Origin of the sequence: Virgibacillus kekensis (genome assembly GCF_042654125.1) — a bacterium.
GTDB lineage: Bacteria > Bacillota > Bacilli > Bacillales > Amphibacillaceae > Lentibacillus > Lentibacillus kekensis.
Map to the genome: position 1 here is coordinate 1,117,739 of NZ_JBHSFU010000004.1, position 20,233 is coordinate 1,137,971.

At 40.9% G+C, this 20,233-nt stretch carries 20 protein-coding genes; 4 read left to right on the plus strand and 16 right to left on the minus strand.

The window, feature by feature from the left end; all coding sequences use genetic code 11:
- The 9 genes from ACFO3D_RS09540 to ACFO3D_RS09580 form a co-directional block, all read right to left on the minus strand.
- The gene (locus ACFO3D_RS09540) at nt 1-1,335 is read right to left on the minus strand and encodes a YycH family regulatory protein (RefSeq protein ID WP_390295188.1); all 1,335 of its coding nucleotides are present in this window, start codon (nt 1,333-1,335) and stop codon (nt 1-3) included.
- Entirely contained in the window at nt 1,332-3,167 is a 1,836-nt protein-coding gene (gene walK / locus ACFO3D_RS09545) for a cell wall metabolism sensor histidine kinase WalK (protein WP_390295190.1), read from the minus strand. Before walK ends, ACFO3D_RS09540 begins: the two co-directional genes overlap by 4 nt.
- 5 nt (nt 3,168-3,172) lie before the next feature.
- Nucleotides 3,173-3,877, minus strand: a complete 705-nt coding sequence (yycF, locus tag ACFO3D_RS09550) for a response regulator YycF (protein WP_390295192.1) — start codon at nt 3,875-3,877, stop codon at nt 3,173-3,175.
- 133 nt (nt 3,878-4,010) lie between these two features.
- On the minus strand, nt 4,011-5,498 hold the full coding sequence (locus ACFO3D_RS09555; protein ID WP_390295194.1) for a peptidoglycan DD-metalloendopeptidase family protein: 1,488 nt from the start codon (nt 5,496-5,498) through the stop codon (nt 4,011-4,013).
- Between the two features lie 783 nt (nt 5,499-6,281).
- Nucleotides 6,282-7,571 (minus strand): adenylosuccinate synthase, encoded by a 1,290-nt coding sequence (locus ACFO3D_RS09560; protein WP_390295196.1) that lies wholly within the window; start codon nt 7,569-7,571, stop codon nt 6,282-6,284.
- Between the two features lie 165 nt (nt 7,572-7,736).
- A complete protein-coding gene (dnaB, locus tag ACFO3D_RS09565) occupies nt 7,737-9,110 on the minus strand; it encodes a replicative DNA helicase (RefSeq protein WP_390295198.1) in 1,374 nt (457 codons plus the stop codon).
- A 56-nt stretch (nt 9,111-9,166) separates the two neighbouring features.
- Nucleotides 9,167-9,613 carry a 50S ribosomal protein L9 gene (rplI, locus tag ACFO3D_RS09570; protein ID WP_390295202.1) on the minus strand — a complete coding sequence of 149 codons (447 nt, stop codon included), beginning with the start codon at nt 9,611-9,613 and terminating at the stop codon, nt 9,167-9,169.
- Nucleotides 9,610-11,583 (minus strand): DHH family phosphoesterase, encoded by a 1,974-nt coding sequence (locus ACFO3D_RS09575; protein ID WP_390295204.1) that lies wholly within the window; start codon nt 11,581-11,583, stop codon nt 9,610-9,612. Before ACFO3D_RS09575 ends, rplI begins: the two co-directional genes overlap by 4 nt.
- A 29-nt stretch (nt 11,584-11,612) precedes the next feature.
- Entirely contained in the window at nt 11,613-12,560 is a 948-nt protein-coding gene (locus tag ACFO3D_RS09580; RefSeq protein ID WP_390295206.1) for a YybS family protein, read from the minus strand.
- Between the two features lie 256 nt (nt 12,561-12,816).
- On the opposite strand from ACFO3D_RS09580, the gene ACFO3D_RS09585 reads away from it, so the two are divergent.
- From ACFO3D_RS09585 to ACFO3D_RS09600, 4 genes are read left to right on the plus strand one after another with little or no spacing between them, the layout of a single operon-like run.
- Nucleotides 12,817-13,305, plus strand: coding sequence for a DUF1189 family protein (locus ACFO3D_RS09585; protein ID WP_390295208.1), 489 nt, complete (start codon nt 12,817-12,819; stop codon nt 13,303-13,305).
- An 11-nt stretch (nt 13,306-13,316) separates the two neighbouring features.
- On the plus strand, nt 13,317-14,081 hold the full coding sequence (modA, locus tag ACFO3D_RS09590; protein ID WP_390295210.1) for a molybdate ABC transporter substrate-binding protein: 765 nt from the start codon (nt 13,317-13,319) through the stop codon (nt 14,079-14,081).
- 14 nt (nt 14,082-14,095) lie between these two features.
- Nucleotides 14,096-14,773, plus strand: coding sequence for a molybdate ABC transporter permease subunit (modB, locus tag ACFO3D_RS09595; protein WP_390295212.1), 678 nt, complete (start codon nt 14,096-14,098; stop codon nt 14,771-14,773).
- A 15-nt stretch (nt 14,774-14,788) separates the two neighbouring features.
- Nucleotides 14,789-15,403, plus strand: coding sequence for an ATP-binding cassette domain-containing protein (locus ACFO3D_RS09600; RefSeq protein WP_390295214.1), 615 nt, complete (start codon nt 14,789-14,791; stop codon nt 15,401-15,403).
- Nucleotides 15,404-15,459: 56 nt separating this feature from the next.
- Here ACFO3D_RS09600 and rpsR read toward each other — a convergent pair whose 3' ends face one another.
- The 7 genes from rpsR to ACFO3D_RS09635 form a co-directional block, all read right to left on the minus strand.
- On the minus strand, nt 15,460-15,690 hold the full coding sequence (gene rpsR / locus ACFO3D_RS09605) for a 30S ribosomal protein S18 (RefSeq protein WP_390295216.1): 231 nt from the start codon (nt 15,688-15,690) through the stop codon (nt 15,460-15,462).
- 41 nt (nt 15,691-15,731) lie between these two features.
- Nucleotides 15,732-16,208 carry a single-stranded DNA-binding protein gene (gene ssb / locus ACFO3D_RS09610; protein WP_390295218.1) on the minus strand — a complete coding sequence of 159 codons (477 nt, stop codon included), beginning with the start codon at nt 16,206-16,208 and terminating at the stop codon, nt 15,732-15,734.
- A gap of 15 nt (nt 16,209-16,223) precedes the next feature.
- Entirely contained in the window at nt 16,224-16,514 is a 291-nt protein-coding gene (gene rpsF / locus ACFO3D_RS09615) for a 30S ribosomal protein S6 (protein ID WP_390295220.1), read from the minus strand.
- A 177-nt stretch (nt 16,515-16,691) separates the two neighbouring features.
- A complete protein-coding gene (ychF, locus tag ACFO3D_RS09620; protein WP_390295222.1) occupies nt 16,692-17,792 on the minus strand; it encodes a redox-regulated ATPase YchF in 1,101 nt (366 codons plus the stop codon).
- Between the two features lie 203 nt (nt 17,793-17,995).
- Entirely contained in the window at nt 17,996-18,193 is a 198-nt protein-coding gene (locus ACFO3D_RS09625) for a DUF951 domain-containing protein (protein WP_390295224.1), read from the minus strand.
- Nucleotides 18,194-18,206: 13 nt separating this feature from the next.
- Nucleotides 18,207-19,100, minus strand: a complete 894-nt coding sequence (locus ACFO3D_RS09630; RefSeq protein WP_390295226.1) for a mechanosensitive ion channel family protein — start codon at nt 19,098-19,100, stop codon at nt 18,207-18,209.
- A gap of 75 nt (nt 19,101-19,175) precedes the next feature.
- Complete coding sequence (locus ACFO3D_RS09635) at nt 19,176-20,201, minus strand: YkvI family membrane protein (RefSeq protein ID WP_390295229.1); 1,026 nt, start codon at nt 20,199-20,201, stop codon at nt 19,176-19,178.
- Nucleotides 20,202-20,233: the final 32 nt, after the last annotated feature.

Consider the following 20,233-nt stretch of genomic DNA (forward strand, 5'->3'; position numbering starts at 1 on the left):
TTACCCCGCTCCCTTCAATATTGGCGGATCACTAAAAGACACCTTTTCCCAATCACCATTGTTTTTTATATACCATGCGGGTTCCATGGTGTATATTTGTGTCACGTGTGGTGACTCTTCCCATAATGAGAGGTGATAGCCAATCCGTATATCACTGATGTTTTCAACATTATACTGCTGACTTTTTTGCAGATAGGAAACAACCTCGGAACCTGACTGTAATGTTATTTTATCGGGATCGACTTTATTGTTCTTGCTGAACAGCGGACGAGAATACTGTGTCAGTTCCTGGGTTCTTTCCAACGCCTGCCACTGCTGCTCAATTATGGAAAGAGAAGGATTGGCTCCACTGTAAACCGGATATCCGTCATGATACATCTGGTATCGGATTGTATGGTTGACCGTATTAATATCCTGAAGGTTGTATTCATCTGTCCAGCCTTTATGCTCATTAATATTTTTCAAGCTCCAATCAATCAGTTGCTGTTCTGTCACAGGCAGATTGGATTGTTCGGACTGGGATGGGTACTCATAAACTATGCTTGGCCACTGCTGAAAAACACGCATCCCCCGCTGATCATCCGTATAATATACTTCATTGCTATCCACCTCATTCCTGCTTACGATTTCAGGATTAGGAAATAGAAAATCTACAAGCTGAATAGCCGCTATTGATCGTATTGTCATGTTCAGGTCGGTTATTTCCATTTCATGTCGAGGGATGTAAACCGGCTGTTCATCAATGAAATCAACCCTCATATACTCACTTAAACCTTCAAATGTGGTGACATACTCCCATAAGATATCAAATTTGTTCGAGTTATTCACCGTCGCCCTTGCCTTTTGGTTACTATCCTCAGAAAGAAAAATGACATTAAGGGTAGAATTATTACGGTTGAATGTTATATAAATCCGTTTAAATCGCCATGTAGGAGTGTTTACTTCTTCACTGAAGGTGAACAAACTGTCGGCCAACTCCATTGACAATGCTTCTGGGAACACTATTTCGACTTGATAGTCACTTACAGGAGGGTTATTTCCTTCTTCAAACCGAAGACCGTACAGCACCCAATTTTGCATGTTTTGATAAAGTGACCTTTCATCCAGTGGGTTAGTAAATCCATATGGAGTTCCGTTCGAATGAAAAATATAATTTGAAGGTTCAATGACACTTTGTTTTGTCTCGGTAAGCCCTCCTAAATCAACCTGTTCTTCATAATCACTGGAATTGACATTCTCAACTCTTGGCTGATAATTCCAAAGCCCAAATGTCAAAAGGAGGCTTAGCCCTACAAGGGCAGTTAATATAAACGATTTCACAGTTTCCCACTTCATTTTTTATCCCTCCGCTTCTGATTCATCAGCGGAAGTGTAAAGAGAACTGTTGTCCCTTTACCTTCTTTACTTTTTGCCCAAATTCTTCCATCATGTGCCTCGATTATTTCCTTGGCTATTGCCAATCCAAGACCCGTACCACCCAATTTTCGTGTCCTTGCTTTGTCAGCCCGATAAAAGCGCTCGAATATCTTTTCCACTTTATCCTGGGAAATTCCCATTCCTTGATCCTCAATGCTGACCAAAAGTTGGTTTTTCTGTTTTTGGGCACCGAAACGGATAGTACCGCCTTCTGGTGAATATTTGATTGCATTAGAGATAACGTTATCCAATACCTGGGTCAGTTTATCTTTATTAACCCATACAATAAATTTCTCACTAGGCAAGTTACGTTTAAATGTTATCTTTTCCGATATATTCATGCTGAACCTGTCGATAATATCATGGTACAGGTTAATAAAGTCTATTTTTTCTTTGTGCAGTGGTTGGTCTTTACTATCCATTCTGGAAAGCTGCAGCAAATCATTCACCATCCGAATCATGCGGTCAGTTTCTTTTTGGGTAACCTGTAGGAACTTAGGTGCAATTTCACGGTCTTCCCATGCACCATCCGTCAAAGCCTCGATATAACTTCGCATGGTAGTAAGTGGTGTACGCAATTCATGTGAAACGTTTGATACAAATTCTCTTCTTTCCTGTTCAACCTTCTCCTGCTCGGTAACATCACTTATAACGGTTATAAAGCCTGTAATATCCCCATCTTCATCAGAAATGGTGGAAAAGTTTGCGCGTATCAGGAAAAGGTTGCCCTCATCGCTAAAATCAATAATCATAGAGCCGCTATCAGGCAAGTCGGTAATGTCCACAGTCTTCTCATCGAGCTGAAGTACATCAAGGAGGAACTCTCCTCTCACCTTATCCTGCCTACGTCCAATTAACTGTGCGGCTGCTTCATTCATCAGGGTTACTGCCCCGGATTTATCGGTGGCAATCACGCCATCCGACATATTCGAAAGAACGGAGCTAAGTTTCCTGCGTTCTTCCTCGGTTAACGCTCTAGAATGTTTGAGCCTGGAGTTCAGATCATTAAAAGTTTCTGCAAGCTGACCGATTTCATCTTTTCCATATACGTTAACCTTCTGCGAGAAATCACCTCTTGCCATTGTCTGTGCCTGTCTGCGCATTTCCATGATCGGTTTGGTAATAGTCCTCGCAACGAGAATACCAATCACCGCGGATACTGATATAGCCAGAATAGAGCCCCGCAGCAATATCGAATTAATGCTTTCCAATTGGCTGTAAACACTTTCCATGGAAGCCTGCAGATAAATAACACCCACCTGATTTCCCTCATTATTCATAATAGGAATAGACCGGGCTTGCACATTTTCATTATCTGGTGTTCGTAATTCTACCTGGTCGGACTCACCAAAACGCAACGTAAACGAGACAAGAGGGTTATTAGTTATCTTTTTACCGATTTTACTCTGATTTGAGAATAAATTACTCTCCGCCAGGACACGGCTTTGCATATTAATGATTTGAATGTTGGTTATATTATCGGAATCAAATATTTGTACAATGCGCTGTACCTCTTCCTGAAGGGTTGAATCTTCACTATCTTCTGTTTGATTTTCACTGAAAGCACGCTCGAGATTTTCCTGAAGTATATTAACTTTGTCATCTATAGACTGATCGAACGTGTTTTTCAGTTTATCCTCCAGTTTACTACCAAAATATCCGCCGATTACCTGAACTGCAATAAGCAATATTAAAATGAAGATAACGATGAATTTTAACTGAATCGATCGGAAAAACCCTACCTTATTCATAAAAACTACTCCTGTTCAGGATTACGTAAATAATACCCTACACCTCTTCGTGTAACGATCCAAATTGGATTACTTGGGTTCTCCTCAATTTTCTCACGTAACCGTCGTACTGTAACATCCACCGTCCGGACATCGCCAAAATAGTCATATCCCCAAACAGTCTCAAGCAAGTGTTCACGGGTCATTACCTGTCCGATATGACGGGCCAAATAATGGAGCAGTTCAAACTCCCTGTGAGTCAGCTCAAGCTGTTCACCATCACGCGATACTGCATACGCATCCGGATGGATGACCAATCTGCCAATTTCTATATTTTTAGTTGTTTTCCCGCTATCTTCAGGTGCCTGCTGTTGGCGACGCAGATTCGCTTTTACCCGGGCAATCAGTTCCCGGTTGCTGAATGGCTTTGTAACATAATCATCTGCGCCAAGTTCAAGTCCAAGCACCTTATCAATTTCGGCATCTTTTGCCGTAAGCATAATTATAGGCATTGACTGAGTCTTCCGGATTTCCCGGCAAACTTCATTCCCATCTTTATTTGGCAGCATTATATCCAAAAGAACCAGGTCGGGCTTTTCTGTTTCGGCGAGTTCAATAGCCTCGTCTCCATCATAGGCCACTACAACCTGATATCCTTCTTTCTCAAGATTGAATTTCAAAATGTCAGCGATAGGCTGTTCATCATCTACTACTAATATCTTTTGACTCATAACAGTCACATCCTTTTTAGCATTCCTTTGCTCTATTTTATCGTATTTTACCTTAAATGTCTTATTATATATAAGAAAAAGACTGACTTCGTAGGTCGATACCGTGAAGTCAGCCTCTATTTACTATTTAAATTTATAAGTGATCTTGTGGATCCTGTAATGCGCCGTTCTTATATACCTCGAAGTGTAGGTGAACTCCGGTGGAATTTCCGGTTGCTCCCATTGTTCCAATCCTGCTTCCTTTTTCAACCGTTTGGCCTGGACTTACACTTATCGACGATAAATGTGAATACGTTGTGCGCATTCCATTATTATGATCGATAACGATTCTTTTTCCATAGCCCCCGCTATTCCAGCCAGCAGATACGACTGTTCCATTATCTGCTGCAAGAATTGCCCGGTTGCTAGGGCCTGCTATGTCCATTCCCTTATGCATTGACCCCCAACGCATTCCAAGATTACTTGAAACGTAACCACCAACCGTCGGCCAGTGTAATTCACCTGTGCCACGGGACGGGATTACCTTCGTTCCTTTTACAATAACTTTTTTGACTGGTTCTTTTACGACCTTTTCAGAAAGAACTTCTCTCTTCACTACGTTGCCATTTTTAAGTTCTAGCGCATAATGAATCTGTTTCTTACCTTCCTGACCGGACTGTCGCACTTTTTCTTCACCTTTGTAAAGTTCATCAGACTCAACTATTTCTATTTCGTAATCCAACGTTTGCTCCGTCTTTGTCTCTTTTTTAACCAAGACGTCAACAAAAGGCTGATAGTCCGTTACGTGCACTTCCTGATCAATCTGAAGAAGAGAGTCCTCTGTAAGTTTTTTGTTCAATTCAAGCAAACGCTTAAGTGACAGATTGAATTTTTCGGCGATATCGACCAGGACATCACCCTCTTGCACTTTATAAATTTCCTCTTCCAAAGTTCCTTTTTCAAGAAGTTTAAGTCCTTCATCAATTGTAAGAATGTCCGCTGGGTTAACTTTTTTCTCTGTAAATGAAACTTTTTCTGACAATACTACGTCTTTAATAATAGAATCACCAACAGCGAGAGCCTCTTGAGAAGCATCATTGGTCACCGGTTTTTGGCGACTTTCTGATAATTTTTCTTCCTTTTTAAGACGTTTAAGTACATCCGGGTCGACAAACTTTGCTTTATAGGCTTCTATTACTTTTTTGGCTGTTTCCTGATTTTTAAAGAATCCAGCCGGCTTACCAGCGATCGTAAGCTGAACAGCCTCAGCCTTTATGGATAACTGCTCATCCAGAGTTTTAATAACCTTGTCATTATTGTATGACGGATTAAATACCTTTTCAGAAACGTAGGTTACTTCCTCGCCTGGTGTAAGGGAAAGCTTTTCATATTCCTTCGCTTGGTCGCTTACCAGTGACTCGACATAGTCCTGAATGATGGTTTTATCATTAACTTTTCCAATATGTTTACCATCAATGTAAACGTGGTATACAGTCTCTAGTGACTCACTGTCATCCGCGTATGCTGTTGTGATTGTGAATGATAGGCATAAAAAAGTAGCTATTATTATTTTTTTCAGCATATGTATTGTTCCTGCCTGTCTATATTTATTAACGGCAGCCTTTCCATTTATATTTTGCAATGCAGTATTCCCCCTGCTAACTATTACTTCTGGTTCATTTACTAGGTCAAAAGGCTTTCTCTATTCCTCTATTAATCTACCATAGCCAACTGTTTACTGAAAAGAGACACCGACCAATTGTAAAGCAAATGTATAATAAATTACATATTTTTACTATTAGTCCTTAAATTCCATGGATTGTAGTGTAAAAAGTTACTTTTAATGTAAAAATACATTTTAAAACCCTGTAAAAGTTTACATTCTTGTTACAAAATCGACAATTTAGGCAAGGTGTTTGTGTTATTTATGGAAGTATATGGATTTTATTAAGAAAGTTGTACATCTTGTGAGCAGATTTGTCTTATATTTTGTTGGTAACTTTCCTGAATCCGGGAAAGTTACCGATAATTTAGAAGAATGTCTTCTTTTTATTGAGGTGAGAAGAAAGGCAAGGTTAATCATTTTAATAATCCCTTAAAGGGCAGGGACAAAGAGTGTATAGGGCATATAAAAATCCGGACTGTAATGATAATTTTGATTTTTATATACAATGCGTAAAAACTATAAAGTGCGAAGTAACAGTGATGTAGGAAAAAAAAGAGGAATGAGGTTCCATATGGAAGGGAAAAAGGGAAAAAGGGAAAAAGGGAAAAATATAGTGAATAACGGAACGAGGTTCCTCAAAAAGCGAGCGAACCTCGTTCCAATAGATTTGCATACGGCTAGATGAGCGTACCCATTATTCACTACGTCGCATTTTATATCAACTCTGAAGTAAGGTGTCCCAGTCTCTTTACTACAATATTAACTGCTGTATACACTCCGGACCACATTTGTCTGGGAGCGGTCTGGACCTACAGAGAAAATGGAAAGCGGAATACCTGTCAATTGTGAAACCCGCTCCAGATAGTGCCGAGCATTTTCCGGAAGTTCATGAAGACTTTTAACACCCGTAATATCTTCTGACCAGCCTGGCATCTCCTCATAAACAGGTTCACACTCAGCAAGTACTTTAAGACTTGCCGGAAATTCTTCAAGCATTTGACCCTTATATTTATAGGCCACACATATCTTCAATGTTTCAATTCCCGTCAGCACATCAATTGAATTAAGAGAAAGATCGGTAATACCACTAACTCGGCGTGCATGACGAACAACTACACTATCAAACCAGCCCACGCGGCGTGGTCTGCCGGTAGTTGTGCCGTATTCGCGGCCGACTTCCCTAATCTTATCGCCAACTTCATTATCCAGCTCTGTAGGGAATGGACCATCACCAACACGTGTGGTATAGGCTTTTGATACGCCGACAACATGATTTATTTTGGTCGGACCAACGCCAGAACCAATGGTCACGCCACCTGCAATCGGATTCGAAGAGGTAACGAACGGATAAGTCCCCTGATCGATGTCCAGCATAACACCCTGAGCTCCTTCAAAGAGAACACGGCGTCCATTATCCAGTGCTTCGTTTAAGATAACTGATGTATCACTTACATATTTGGCCAGTTGCTGACCATATTCATAATACTCTTCAAAGACTTCATCAACGTTTATCGGGTCTGACTCATATACTTTTTCGAATAGACGATTTTTTTCCTTCAGATTCTGTTCAAGCTTGTCACGGAATACCTCTTTATCAAGTAAATCGGCGATCCTGATTCCACTCCGTGCTGCTTTGTCCATATATGCCGGACCGATCCCTTTTTTGGTAGTTCCTATTTTATTTATCCCTTTATCTTCTTCCTGAAGAATATCCAATTTAAGATGGTAGGGTAAAATAACGTGTGCGCGGTTACTAATTCGAAGGTTATCAGTGGAAACATTACGTTCTTCAAGATATGCAATTTCTTCCGCAAATGCCTTCGGATCGATAACCATTCCATTTCCAAGCACACATATTTTTTCATTAAAGAATATTCCTGATGGGATTAAATGCAATTTGTATGTAACTTCGTCAAATTTGATCGTATGTCCAGCGTTGTTACCACCCTGATAGCGAGCAACAACCTCGGCGTTCTGAGATAGAAAGTCAGTTATTTTACCTTTCCCTTCATCGCCCCATTGCGTTCCAACCACTACTACTGAGGACATAACGCACCTCCACTTTTTATCATTTGTCTTTTCTAATGCAACAGAGTAATTTTATCAAGAATAAATAGACTTGTCAATTTAAAACACGAACGTTAAATAATTATATGAATCTATTGTTCGGTTAACATGCGTGCAAAAAAATAGCCCCGCTAGACGGGGACTCTATTATGCGTGAACCGGTTCTGGCGGAACATCACTACTTGAATAGCGGTGATCAAGGTCCACGAATTTATTATATTCTTTTACAAATGCCAGCTCAACGTTCCCAACTGGACCATTACGCTGCTTCGAAATGATGATTTCGATGATATTCTGCTTTTCCGACTCCTGATCATAGTAATCATCCCGATAGAGGAAGCCAACAATATCAGCATCCTGCTCAATACTTCCTGATTCACGAAGATCGGACATCATTGGTCGCTTATCCTGACGCTGTTCCACACCACGGGAAAGCTGTGACAGGGCAATCAGCGGAACATTCAATTCACGTGCCAATGCTTTCAGGGAACGGGAAATCTCGGAAACTTCCTGCTGACGGTTCTCCTTGGAGTTTGCACTGCCCTGGATTAGCTGTAGATAATCGATAAGAATCATTCCAAGACCATGTTCTTGTTTAAGACGCCGACATTTTGAGCGAATTTCACTTACCCGGATTCCAGGTGAATCATCGATGTAAATACCAGCATTGGATAGGCTTCCCATTGCCATTGTTAACTTACTCCAGTCATCGGCCTCCAACGTTCCAGTACGAAGGCGCTGTGCATCAATGTTACCTTCCGCACAGAGCATACGTGACACGAGCTGATCAGCACCCATTTCCAGACTGAAAATAGCTACATTTTCATCCGTATTAATTGCCACGTTCTGCGCTATGTTAAGCGCAAACGCTGTTTTACCAACTGAAGGACGCGCAGCAACTATTATTAAATCGTTCCTCTGAAATCCGGAAGTTATACGGTCAAGGTCGCGAAACCCAGTTGGAATACCTGTTACGTCTGCTTTATTATGATGGAGCTGTTCAATATTGTCATAAACATCTATCAGAACATCTTTAATAGATTTAAAGGCTCCGGAATTTTTCCGTCCTGATACCTCGAGAATGTTCTTTTCAGCTTCGTTGAGTACGTCTTCCACTTCATCCTCAGTTGCAAAACCTGATGTTACGATATCAGTAGCTGTTCGAATCAAGCGACGCAGTAATGCTTTCTCTTCAACAATCTTACTGTAATACACCATATTAGCTGCTGTCGGAACACTGCCGGCCAAATCGGAAAGGTAGGAAACCCCTCCAACCTCATCCAATTTCTTTTCATTAGAAAGAGCGGTCGTTACTGTGACAAGGTCAATCGGTTCACCCTTATCCGACAGCTTGAGCATGGTGCCGAAGATTCGCTGATGGCTTGCACGGTAGAAATCTTCCGGCATTAGCAACTCAGCTGCTGACGGTAATGAGTCCGGCTCCAAGAATATCGCGCCTATAACCGCTTGTTCAGCTTCTATATTATGTGGCGGTGTACGATCACTCCACATTTCACTCATTTACGTTTCCTCCTTATGGAGATGTTGGACCTGCTAGCTTTCTAGCAGAATTAAACCTATTCCTCCACAACGTGTACATTAATTATGCCGGTCACTTCCTGATGCAGTTTAACGGGTACTTTGGTATAACCCAGTGACCGGATTGGGTTATCCAATTCTATTTTACGTTTATCAATTTTATGGCCGTGATCTTTCTTGAGAACTTCCGCAATCTGTTTACTGGGAATAGATCCAAACAGGCGGCCGCCTTCTCCAGACTTAGCTTTAATTTCAACTGTTGTATCTTCCAACTTTTCCTTAAGGCGTTCTGCCTCGGCTACTTCTTCTTGTGCTTCTTGTTTTTGTTTCTTCTTCTTTGCTTCGAGTACTTTCATGTTCCCCGGAGTTGCCTCTTCAGCCAGATTGTTTTTTAAAAGGTAATTGCGTGCATAACCGTCCGATACGTTCTTTACCTCGCCTTTTTTGCCTTTACCTTTCACGTCCTGCTTAAATATTACTTTCATTCTGCGTCTCCTCCCTCAAAGTACTCCTGTATTATATCTTTTAATAATGATTCGGCATCATCAATTGTAGTATCTTCTATTTGTGTTGCGGCATTTGTCAGGTGGCCGCCACCATTCATCTGTTCCATAATGACCTGGACGTTGACTTCCCCAAGCGAACGTGCGCTAATGCCAACTCTGCCATCGCTGCGTTCTGAAATAACAAATGATGCGTTAATACCGCTCATTGTCAATAACGTATCTGCAGCCTGGGCGATCAATACGCCATCATACGCTACACCATGGTCTCCCTTGGAAATAGCAATGGAGTCCCGATAAATCTTTGCACGCTCAATCAGTTTGCTTCGCTTAACATAAACATCCAAGTCTTCCTTCATGAACTGCTGAACAAGCACGGTATCCGCTCCTTTTGAACGGAGATAGGAGGCCGCATCAAATGTCCGCGAACCGGTTCTGAGTGTAAAACTTTTAGTATCCACAATAATTCCAGCAAGTAGTGCTGTAGCTTCAAGCATACGAAGTTTCAGATTATCTGACTGATACTCAAGCAATTCTGTAACCAGTTCGGCAGTTGAGGAAGCATATGGTTCCATATAGACCAATGTAGGATTATCGATGAACTCTTCAGCACGACGATGGTGGTCAATGACGACTTTATATTCTGTTTTACTCAGCAGTCGTTCATTGGACACCATGGAAGGTTTATGTGTATCGACTACAACGACCAGACTGCGACTCGTAATCACGGCCTCAGACTCTTCAGGGTCAATAAAGTATTGCCATATATCGTCCTCTTCCTTCAATGCTTTCACTAGACGGTGAACACCTGTATCAACATCATCCGGATCAAATACGATATAGCCTTCCACACCGTTTGTCTTGGCGATATTTAAGATTCCAATTGCAGAACCGAGTGAATCCATATCGGGAGCTTTGTGGCCCATAATAATGACATTATCACTTTCTTTAACCAGCTCTTTTAATGCGTGGGAGATAACCCTTGCTCTGACCCTGGTCCGCTTCTCCATCGGGTTGGTACGGCCGCCGTAGAAACGAACCTTACCTGATTCATCTTTAATGGCAACCTGATCCCCACCACGTCCTAATGCCAAATCTAGACTGGATTGTGCCAGCTCACCAAGCACAGGAAGGGATACATTTCCTACACCTATACCGATACTTAATGTGACCGGGATATTCTGTTCGGCGTTCAATTCACGAACCTCATCCAATATATCGAACTTGGACTTTTCAAGTTGTTCGAGTATCTTTTTTGTTGATACAGCTATAAACCGGTCCTGTGACGTCCGTTTGAGATATATTCCATAGTCGTTAGACCAGTTATTCAAAACCGATGTAACCTTCGAATTAAGCTGACTTTTCAGCGTATCATCCATGTTCTGGGTAATTTCTTCGTAGTTATCCAGGAAAATAATCGACAATACCGTTTGCTCGTTATGATAAAGTGTCTGAATCTCAGACTGTGTGGTCCGGTCAAAAAAGTAAAGCAGGCGCTCTTCTTTTTTAACAGTTGTCTGAAACTTATAACCATCAAGCTGAAGCCATAATTCCCCTTTGCTTTCTTTTATCCTGGCAGGTAAATCATCAGACAAGCTGTTCAACGATGTCCCCACAAGTGTATCTTCTTCCGCAAAACGGTTCATATAAGGATTAGCCCATTCTATAAAATATTCTTCATCAAAAAGAATGATTCCAATAGGCATTTCCAACAGCGCTTCTTCCCCTACCCGTTTTATCCGATGGGATAGGGTCGATATATATTCTTCCGTTTCATTCTGTAATGTTCTTTCTTTACGCAGACTGTAGTAGAACGATGCTGCTAAGAGCACAGTCATCGCTGAACCCAGAATCCAATGATAATACCAAATAAAGCACACCAAAATGATGGATATCAGGTAAATTATCCATAAATGGCTGCTGAACTTTGGCTTGGTACGTAAATCCTGCATTAAATCAGCTCCTACTACTTAACTCCCGTTTATTTCTTACCTTCTGATAAGCGATCTCTAAGTGAGAAGCCTATATCAATTATACCTAATAAACGTACAAGGTAAAGTAAGAGAACCGGGAAAAGTAATGTCAATATAACACTCATGATTGGTAGTGCTTTTGACTTATTCTTAAGATGAGCATAATAAAAAATAAATGAAAAGCCCTGCAGTGCCATCAGCATTCCTGCAAGCATCTGGACATTGTTTACTGCCATGTATAATGTTCCTGATTGGTCAAGATCGAAAAACATAAAAATCACGGTAAAGAAGTAAATCCATACCAGGGAAATCGGCAAACGAAAGGAACGAAACGGCGGAAACGCCAACTTCTTTCTCTCCAGTCTGTTTAAGGCCTTGTAACCAATCCACTGACTTACGAATGCCATCATAATAGCCAGAAAAGCAATCATTACCGGCAACAAGGTCGTAAGCATTTCCATTTGCTGCTCAATTACTTCAAGTTCTTCTTCTGCCAAATCAGCCATATTAAATTGTTCCATTAACCCAATTGTCGTATCTGCAGTCTCGTCGAACATTTGATTTAGCTCAGTGACCAGATTGACTTGGAAAACAAATTGGGTAAACGCAAAAGCAAATAAAAGTCCCATCACGAACCCAAGGGTACCCCGCGCCCATGTTTCATAAGGCGATAACTTCCTGTGAATGGCACTTCCAATCATTATTCCACCAATACCGGACAATACCGTTACCGGCAGCGTAAAGATTGTCGCAAAGAATACAGTGAGAATCAGTGCTACTGCAAGAAGTAAAAAAGAAGGCTTCCAATCATGCCTGGAAGCAAAGATAATAAACGGGACCGGCAAAACAAACGGCGCCACTAAGGAAACAAGTGGAACAAACATTGTAATAAGCAGCATAACAATATATACCGCTATAAGTAGTGCTCCATCAGTTACTATTTTTGATTGATTCATTTATAGCACCTTCATATCTGATTTTTTACCTTGTTACAACATGATAACATGATTTAAGACCTAATTGGTATTTGAATTCGTAATAAAAATATTTCCCGGGGAATAATTTGTTGAAATATGTAGGAATATGTATTACCCCTCATATTTCCATATCCATTAAATAGTCATGGAATTTTCAAAGCCCTAAAGCGATTTTACAAGCGTTTTCCCTTATAATAAACAATATGAACGATTTCGTAATCAAGGATGAGGAAAAATGATTTTTTTGCGTGCTTTTATTTATAGTATTAAATTGCCGAATAAAAATGCCGTTTTTAAATTAAATAGGATTGGTATGGACATTACGGTTGTATATATGTTCATTTTATTGCTGGTTTCCTCTTTACCTTCACTAGCCAATCAGCTGACAGCTACCAGTGGTTCAGGTTCCGACATGGCACTTCCATTAAAACTGGTTTATTTTTTCATATTTTATTATCTACCGTTGACCGTTATGGTGTTTCTTCTGCTTTCCCTACTAGCATATGCGGGCACTTTTATTGCAAGAATGCTAAAGCGCAAAGTCAGATTCCCGCTATTATGGAAGATGAGTGCGTACACATCGACGATTCCACTTCTTGTGTATACAATTTTGGCCTTTGTGTTTGCAATCGGTGATACATATTTATGGCTGTTTATGCTGTACTCACTAATATTTATTGTTAAAATAATTACAGTTTATCCTAAACGAAAAATACGTAACTAGGGGTTTTGATCATGAAGTATATTCAGCTTTTACTTTTCGCAGCAGTCATGGTTTTGGTCAGTGGTTGCAGCCAAAATAGCGGCGATGGAGAAAAAATACTTGTATCGGCAGCGGCCAGTATGTCAGGTGTTTTGTCGGAATTAACCCGTGCCTTTAACGAAGAGTATCCAAATACCACGCTTACTTTGAATTACGGGGCATCCGGAAAGCTGGCTCAGCAAATTGAACAGGGAGCACCCGTCGATGTTTTTCTTTCAGCAAATCAACGCTGGATGGACAGTCTTGAGGAAAAGGACATGATAGATCCCAAGACACGTGTGAATTTCACACAAAATAAACTAGTACTTATCACAGCAAAAGATTCCAATATTAAAGTGGATTCGCTGGAGAATTTGGCATCTATGAATCTTAATCAGATTGCGGTTGGTAACCCAAAAAGCGTTCCGGCAGGCAGTTATACCAAACAAGCCCTGACGTCTGTTGGTGTATGGAATACGCTTGATGAAAAACTTGTACATGCTAAAGATGTACGGCAAGTGCTTACATATGCAGAATCCGGCAATACCGACATCGGTTTTGTATACGCCAGTGATTTGGAGCGCTCCGAGCTAGTAGAAGAAATTATGATGGTTGATCAGTCATTGTACGAAACAATTAAATACCCGGCAGCGGTGATATCCTCCAGTGAACATAAGGAGAAAGCGAAAGCATTTATTGAATTTCTTAAATCCGATAAGGCGCAATCCATATTAAAAAAATATGGTTTCAGCGGGTAAAGGTGGAACGTTAAATGGACTTTACCCCTTTATTTCTTTCATTAAAGATAGCCAGTACCGCTACAATTATCGTACTTGTGTCGGGTATCTTTCTGGCAAGGATGGTTGCTCGGAATAACTTCCCAGGGAAACGTATTTTGGAGTCCTTACTGATGCTCCCCCTTGTCTTACCACCGACAGTTGTAGGCTTCGGACTGATTTACCTGTTCGGTAAGAACGGACCGATCGGAAGCCTACTTCTGCAATGGTTCGACTTTCAAGTTGTGTTTACATGGGTCGGTGCAGTGATTGCCGCTACAGTAGTTTCATTTCCACTCATGTATCAGAGTGCTGCGGCATCATTCCAGAATTATGATCGCAACATCGAAAATGCCGCTCTTACCATGGGAGCATCCAAATGGCGTGTATTCTGGACCATTTCCTTTCCCCTCGCATGGCCAGGCTTGCTTGCGGGCCTAGTGCTCACCTTTGCCCGTGCATTGGGTGAATTTGGTGCAACATTGATGATAGCTGGATATATTCCCGACCAAACTGGCACGATTCCATTGGCAATCTATTTTGCAGTTGAATCTGGCAATATGGACGCAGCCATTTTCTGGGTTATTGGGATTATTGCTGTCGGTTTTACTGCAATCCTATGGCTAAACTGGTGGAGCGGGCGAAATATCCTGCGATTCTCAAGCGGAAAATGATTGGTGGGTCGATTAATGCTGTCACTAAATATTCAAAAGAAGCTGAAAGCCTATGAGCTTGATATAAAGTTTGAAATCGATGAGGAAATTGCTGTTCTGTTCGGCCCATCAGGTGCCGGTAAAACAACAATCCTTAACTGTATTGCCGGACTGACCAACCCTGATTCAGGCACAATTATCTTAAGCGAGCAGACGCTGTTCCAGAGCAGGATGAAACCAGTCGCAATTCAGAAACGCAATATAGGATACCTTTTTCAGGATTACGCCCTGTTCCCGCATATGACAGTCCGAAAGAATATTGAGTATGGAATGAAAGAGAAGGAACTCGTTGACCAACTGGTTGACGTAGTAGGAATCGAAAAATTGCTTGATAGATATCCGAGGGAAATATCCGGTGGGGAAAAACAGCGGGTGGCTTTGGTCCGTGCATTGGCAACCAGGCCTGAAGCACTTCTATTGGATGAACCTTTTTCATCCCTGGATGACCAAACAAAGAAAGAGTGTCAGGATGAACTCATGCGCCTCCATGATGTCTGGAAGATTCCAATCATTATGGTTACCCATGATTATGAGGAAGCTGAAAGGCTTGGAGACCGAATTTTACGGATTGACCAGGGAAAATTGATATAAGAAAACCCTGTCCTGTATGCTATAAAGGCATAATGGACCAGGGTTTTTAATCTGAATTACTCAGATACGTACGGCAATAGTGCCATAGTACGAGCACGCTTGATTGCTCTTGTAAGTTTACGCTGGTATTTTGCAGAAGTTCCAGTTACACGACGTGGAAGAATTTTTCCGCGTTCTGAAATGAAACGTCTTAGCAAATCAACGTCTTTATAGTCGATGTGGGTAATTCCGTTCGCTGTGAAATAACACACCTTACGACGCTTACCGCGTCCGCGACGAGCTGCCATTACTATTCCTCCTTTAAATTATATAGTAAGATTCCATTATATTAGAATGGTAAGTCATCATCCGATATATCGATAGGTTCCCCGTTATTTTCAAACGGGTTCTTTTCGGGTGTTTGATTTTGGTTAGGATTCGGGTTCTGATTTCGGTTTTGGTTCTGCTGGTATCCTGATGTCTGGTCTCCTCTGTTTTGTGAGGAACCTTTTGATTCAAGGAATTGAACACTGTCTGCAACAATTTCTGTTACAAAAACAGTTTTACCATCCTGTCCTTCAAATGTACGTGTCTGAACACGTCCATCCACACCGATCATACTGCCTTTTTTCATGAAATTAGCCAGGTTTTCTGCCGGTCTCCGCCACACGACACAGTTAATGAAGTCAGCTTCCCGGTTACCCTGCTGATTTGAAAAAGGTCGATTTACTGCAATTGTAAAGTTCGCTACTGCGACTCCGTTTGGTGTATAACGCAGATCAGGATCCTTCGTTAACCTGCCGACAAGTACGACACGATTCAACATCAGAACCACTCCTTATTATTGATCTTCTTCTCGAATAGCCATGTGACGAATAATATCATCAGAGAACTTAGCAAGACGATCAAACTCGTTAACAGCTTTTTCATCACCACTGAAGTTAATGATTACATAATATCCATCACGATAGTCATTGATTTCATAAGCAAGACGCTTCTTGCCACGTTCATCAACTTTATCAATCTCCGCCCCATTTTCAGTAAGAACGTTGTTAAAGCGCTCAATCAATGCTGTTTGAGCATCTTCTTCAATGTCTGGGCGGATGATATACATGATTTCATATTTTCTCATCCGGTACACCTCCTTTTGGTCTTAGCGGCCCCAATCAATAGTTGAGGCAAGGAGTAATCTAATTTCATTACTCACAATTGTGTATTATACCAAATATTATACTAAAAAACAACTCTTCGAGAGATCCTGTCACGTTATAGTAAATCACCAAATATTACTTACAATCTACAGTTAAGTTTAAACATTAAAGCGGAAATGAATAACGTCGCCATCCTTAACAACATAATCTTTTCCTTCAAGACGGAACTTTCCATTTTCACGTGCCTGTCCCATAGACCCGGCCGCAACCAGATCATCATAGGATACCGTTTCTGCCCGGATAAACCCGCGCTCGAAATCAGTATGGATTATACCTGCCGCCTGAGGTGCCTTTATGCCTTTGCGGAACGTCCACGCACGTACTTCCTGTTCACCCGCAGTAAAGTACGTTGCGAGACCAAGCAGGTCATAAGACGCCTTAATAAGCTTGTCCAGGCCTGATTCGGAAATACCTAAATCCTCAAGGAACTCTTCTTTCTCCTCAGGTTCCAGTTCAGAAATTTCTTCCTCAATCTTGGCACATACTACAATTACTTCAGCGTTTTCATTTGAGGCATGCTCTTTTACCTTCTGGACATTTTCATTTGAATCCGGATCAGCAACTTCTTCCTCACTTACGTTTGCCACATAAAGCGTCGGTTTGCTAGTCAGCAAATGAAGTCCTTTTACTATTTTCCATTGATCCTCGGTAAAATCCAAGGCGCGAGCTGGCCTTTCTTCCTCCAGACCATCTTTCAATTTCACTAGGATATCTTTCTCTGCTACAGCATCTTTATCTTTCTGTCTGGCAAGTTTTTCAACCCGCTGCATCCGCTTATTTACTGTCTCCAAATCTGCAAGAATAAGCTCCAGATTGATAATCTCAATATCATCTATTGGATCGATTTTACCTGATACGTGGGTGATATTCTCATCCTGGAAACAACGGACGACCTGGCAGATTGCATCCACCTGACGGATATGGGAAAGAAACTGGTTACCCAGACCTTCACCTTTACTTGCACCTTTAACAATACCTGCAATATCTGTAAACTCAAAAGCGGTTGGTACTGTCTTTTTCGGTTTTACCATTTCTGTTAATTTATTTAAGCGATCGTCCGGAACTTCCACAATACCCACATTCGGATCAATGGTCGCAAACGGGTAGTTTGCCGCCTCTGCTCCTGCCTGGGTAATTGCGTTAAACAATGTTGATTTACCAACATTGGGAAGTCCAACAATTCCTGCTGTTAAAGCCATTCAACTTTCACTCCTTAAGGATTCCATTCATATGAACGCGTTAGTCATACCAATTATAGATACTAGCTATTAAAATGACAAGTTGTGAAAAAGCAAAAATAAGCATCCAGCTGATGCTTATTTTCCAATTTTCACCCTGATGAAAATCAATTTTTCATATACGGTGACGCGGTGAAACGACTTATTGGCCTAATTAAGGTAATTTATTCTTCTGCCTTTTCTAGTACCTTTTTCATTTTTTTGGTGAATTCTCGGCGAGGGATCATTACACTATGATTGCAGCCCATGCATTTTATCCGGATATCCATACCCATCCGGATGATTTTCCAGCGATTTTCTCCACAGGGATGCGGTTTTTTCATCTGTACAATATCGTTAAGTCCATACTCCTTATCTACCATTGTCCGTCCCCCTCTACTCAATTTCCTTATCTCTTTCCATCTCTAAAGAAGTTGGCTCCTGATTCCTAGAGTACATAACAAGTCTTGGTGCAGGTATTTCAATGCCCCGCTTGTACAGTACTTCTTTTATTTCTTTTCGAATAATCCTGGCCCCTGCCCACTGGTATGCCGGCAGAGTTTCGGCAATTACACGTATAACATAATGCGAAGCCGCCAAGGTCTGAACGCCAATGATTTCAGGTTGGCGAATAATTTCTTCGTATTTATCGGGAAGTGTCTTACCTAATTCTTCTATAATCTTTTCAGCTTCCGCAAAGTCACTTTCATACGGAATATTGACGTCAATTATAGCCAGCCCATTATGTACCGAATAATTGGTAACCTGTGTAACATTCCCATTCGGCAGAATATGCTGTTCTCCAGTCCAACTCATAATTTTTGTTGTCCGCAATCCGATTTCCTCAACTGTTCCTTCAACTCCTGAAGTTAGGATATAATCCCCTACAGAAAATTGATCTTCAAAAATAATGAAGAAACCAGAAATAATATCCCGCACAAGATTCTGTGCACCAAAACCAATGGCAAGGCCTGCTACACCAGCACCAGCAAGCAATGGACCTATTTTAATAGTCAGCGTGTCCAAAATCATAACAAATGCCGTGAAATAAACCGTATATTTTAATATATTCTCAATCAATTTTTTAAGCGTATTCTCTCTTCGTTCAGTTATGCGGAACGGTCCTCGGGACTTATTTTGAAAAATACGAACAATAATTTTCCTTCCTATTCTTATTAAAAGCATCGCAATTATAATTATAAGGAAGATTTTCAGTGCCCCTGTTCCTATATTCATCCACAATTTAGGTTCTGTTAAGTAATTCCAGGTGTTTTCAATGATAGACTCCACTTAATACCCTCCGACTTTAAATCCAACATATAATTAGATTTTAACCTAATCCTAATTTTTTTGGAAGAAAATAAGTCAGGCACGCCCTTTTCCTAAATTATTCCATATTGGGTAGAGCAACAATCTCGTCAGAACATATAAATTCAAAATTCCATAAAATGGATATATATAACTTATTAATGTAGAGAATCCGAGCGTTGTTAAGGGAACCATCGTTAATAGCAGGATAAGCACCAACAGCCATATCGGGATACGCCAAATACTTTTGAGTCTCGAAACGATTCCAAGCACTCCGGAAGCTGCCGTGGTAAATATGGCAAACCAGAGTAAAACTGACATAAAAATTAGCATGCCAAATGGGTAATGCTTCAGGATGGCAAACAAAGGAATTTCATATAACAGTAGTTCGTCAGCAATCTGAATTAGACTGTTATTATAGATAAAGGAAATGACACCCAGGATCAGCCCGCTGCCTAAAGAAGCAATCCATATTTCCTGTTTTGATTTTACTTTATCACCAATCGCTCCAAGTACAGCAATTAGCGGAAGAATGTTCAAAGCAGTAAACGGAAAGGCTGCTGTCCAGTTACGTTGCTCGTTCAAACCTGAAAACAGCAGTAATTCCTGATCAATTGTAAAAAGCAGCAATATATACAGGAGACCTCCAAGGAGAAGCGGAAGAATAATCTGGTTTATTGCCAACAAGCCGTTTATCCCTTTAATAAAGAGGACAATCAGAGCAGCAACAATGAAAAATACACCCCACCAATAAGAGACATTAAATGCCTGTCCAGTTGCACCGCTTCCCGCAATCATCACTACAGTAGTGGTAAACAAATACAGTATGATCATAATATCATACATTTTCGTGAGACGATCTCCTACTATATTACGAAGTACCGGCAGATAATGGCTAGACTGTTTCTCAAAACTCACCCGCATAATAACGTTACAGCAAATAGAAAAAAATATCATAAACAGCAAGATGGCCAGTCCACTTTCATAGCCAAAAAACTGCCATAATTCCCTACCTGATGCATACCCTGCACCAATGGTTGTACCAATAATCAGGAACATCCATTTAAAACCTGCTCTCCACATTGCGTTTCCTCCAATATTTTATCGCATCCATG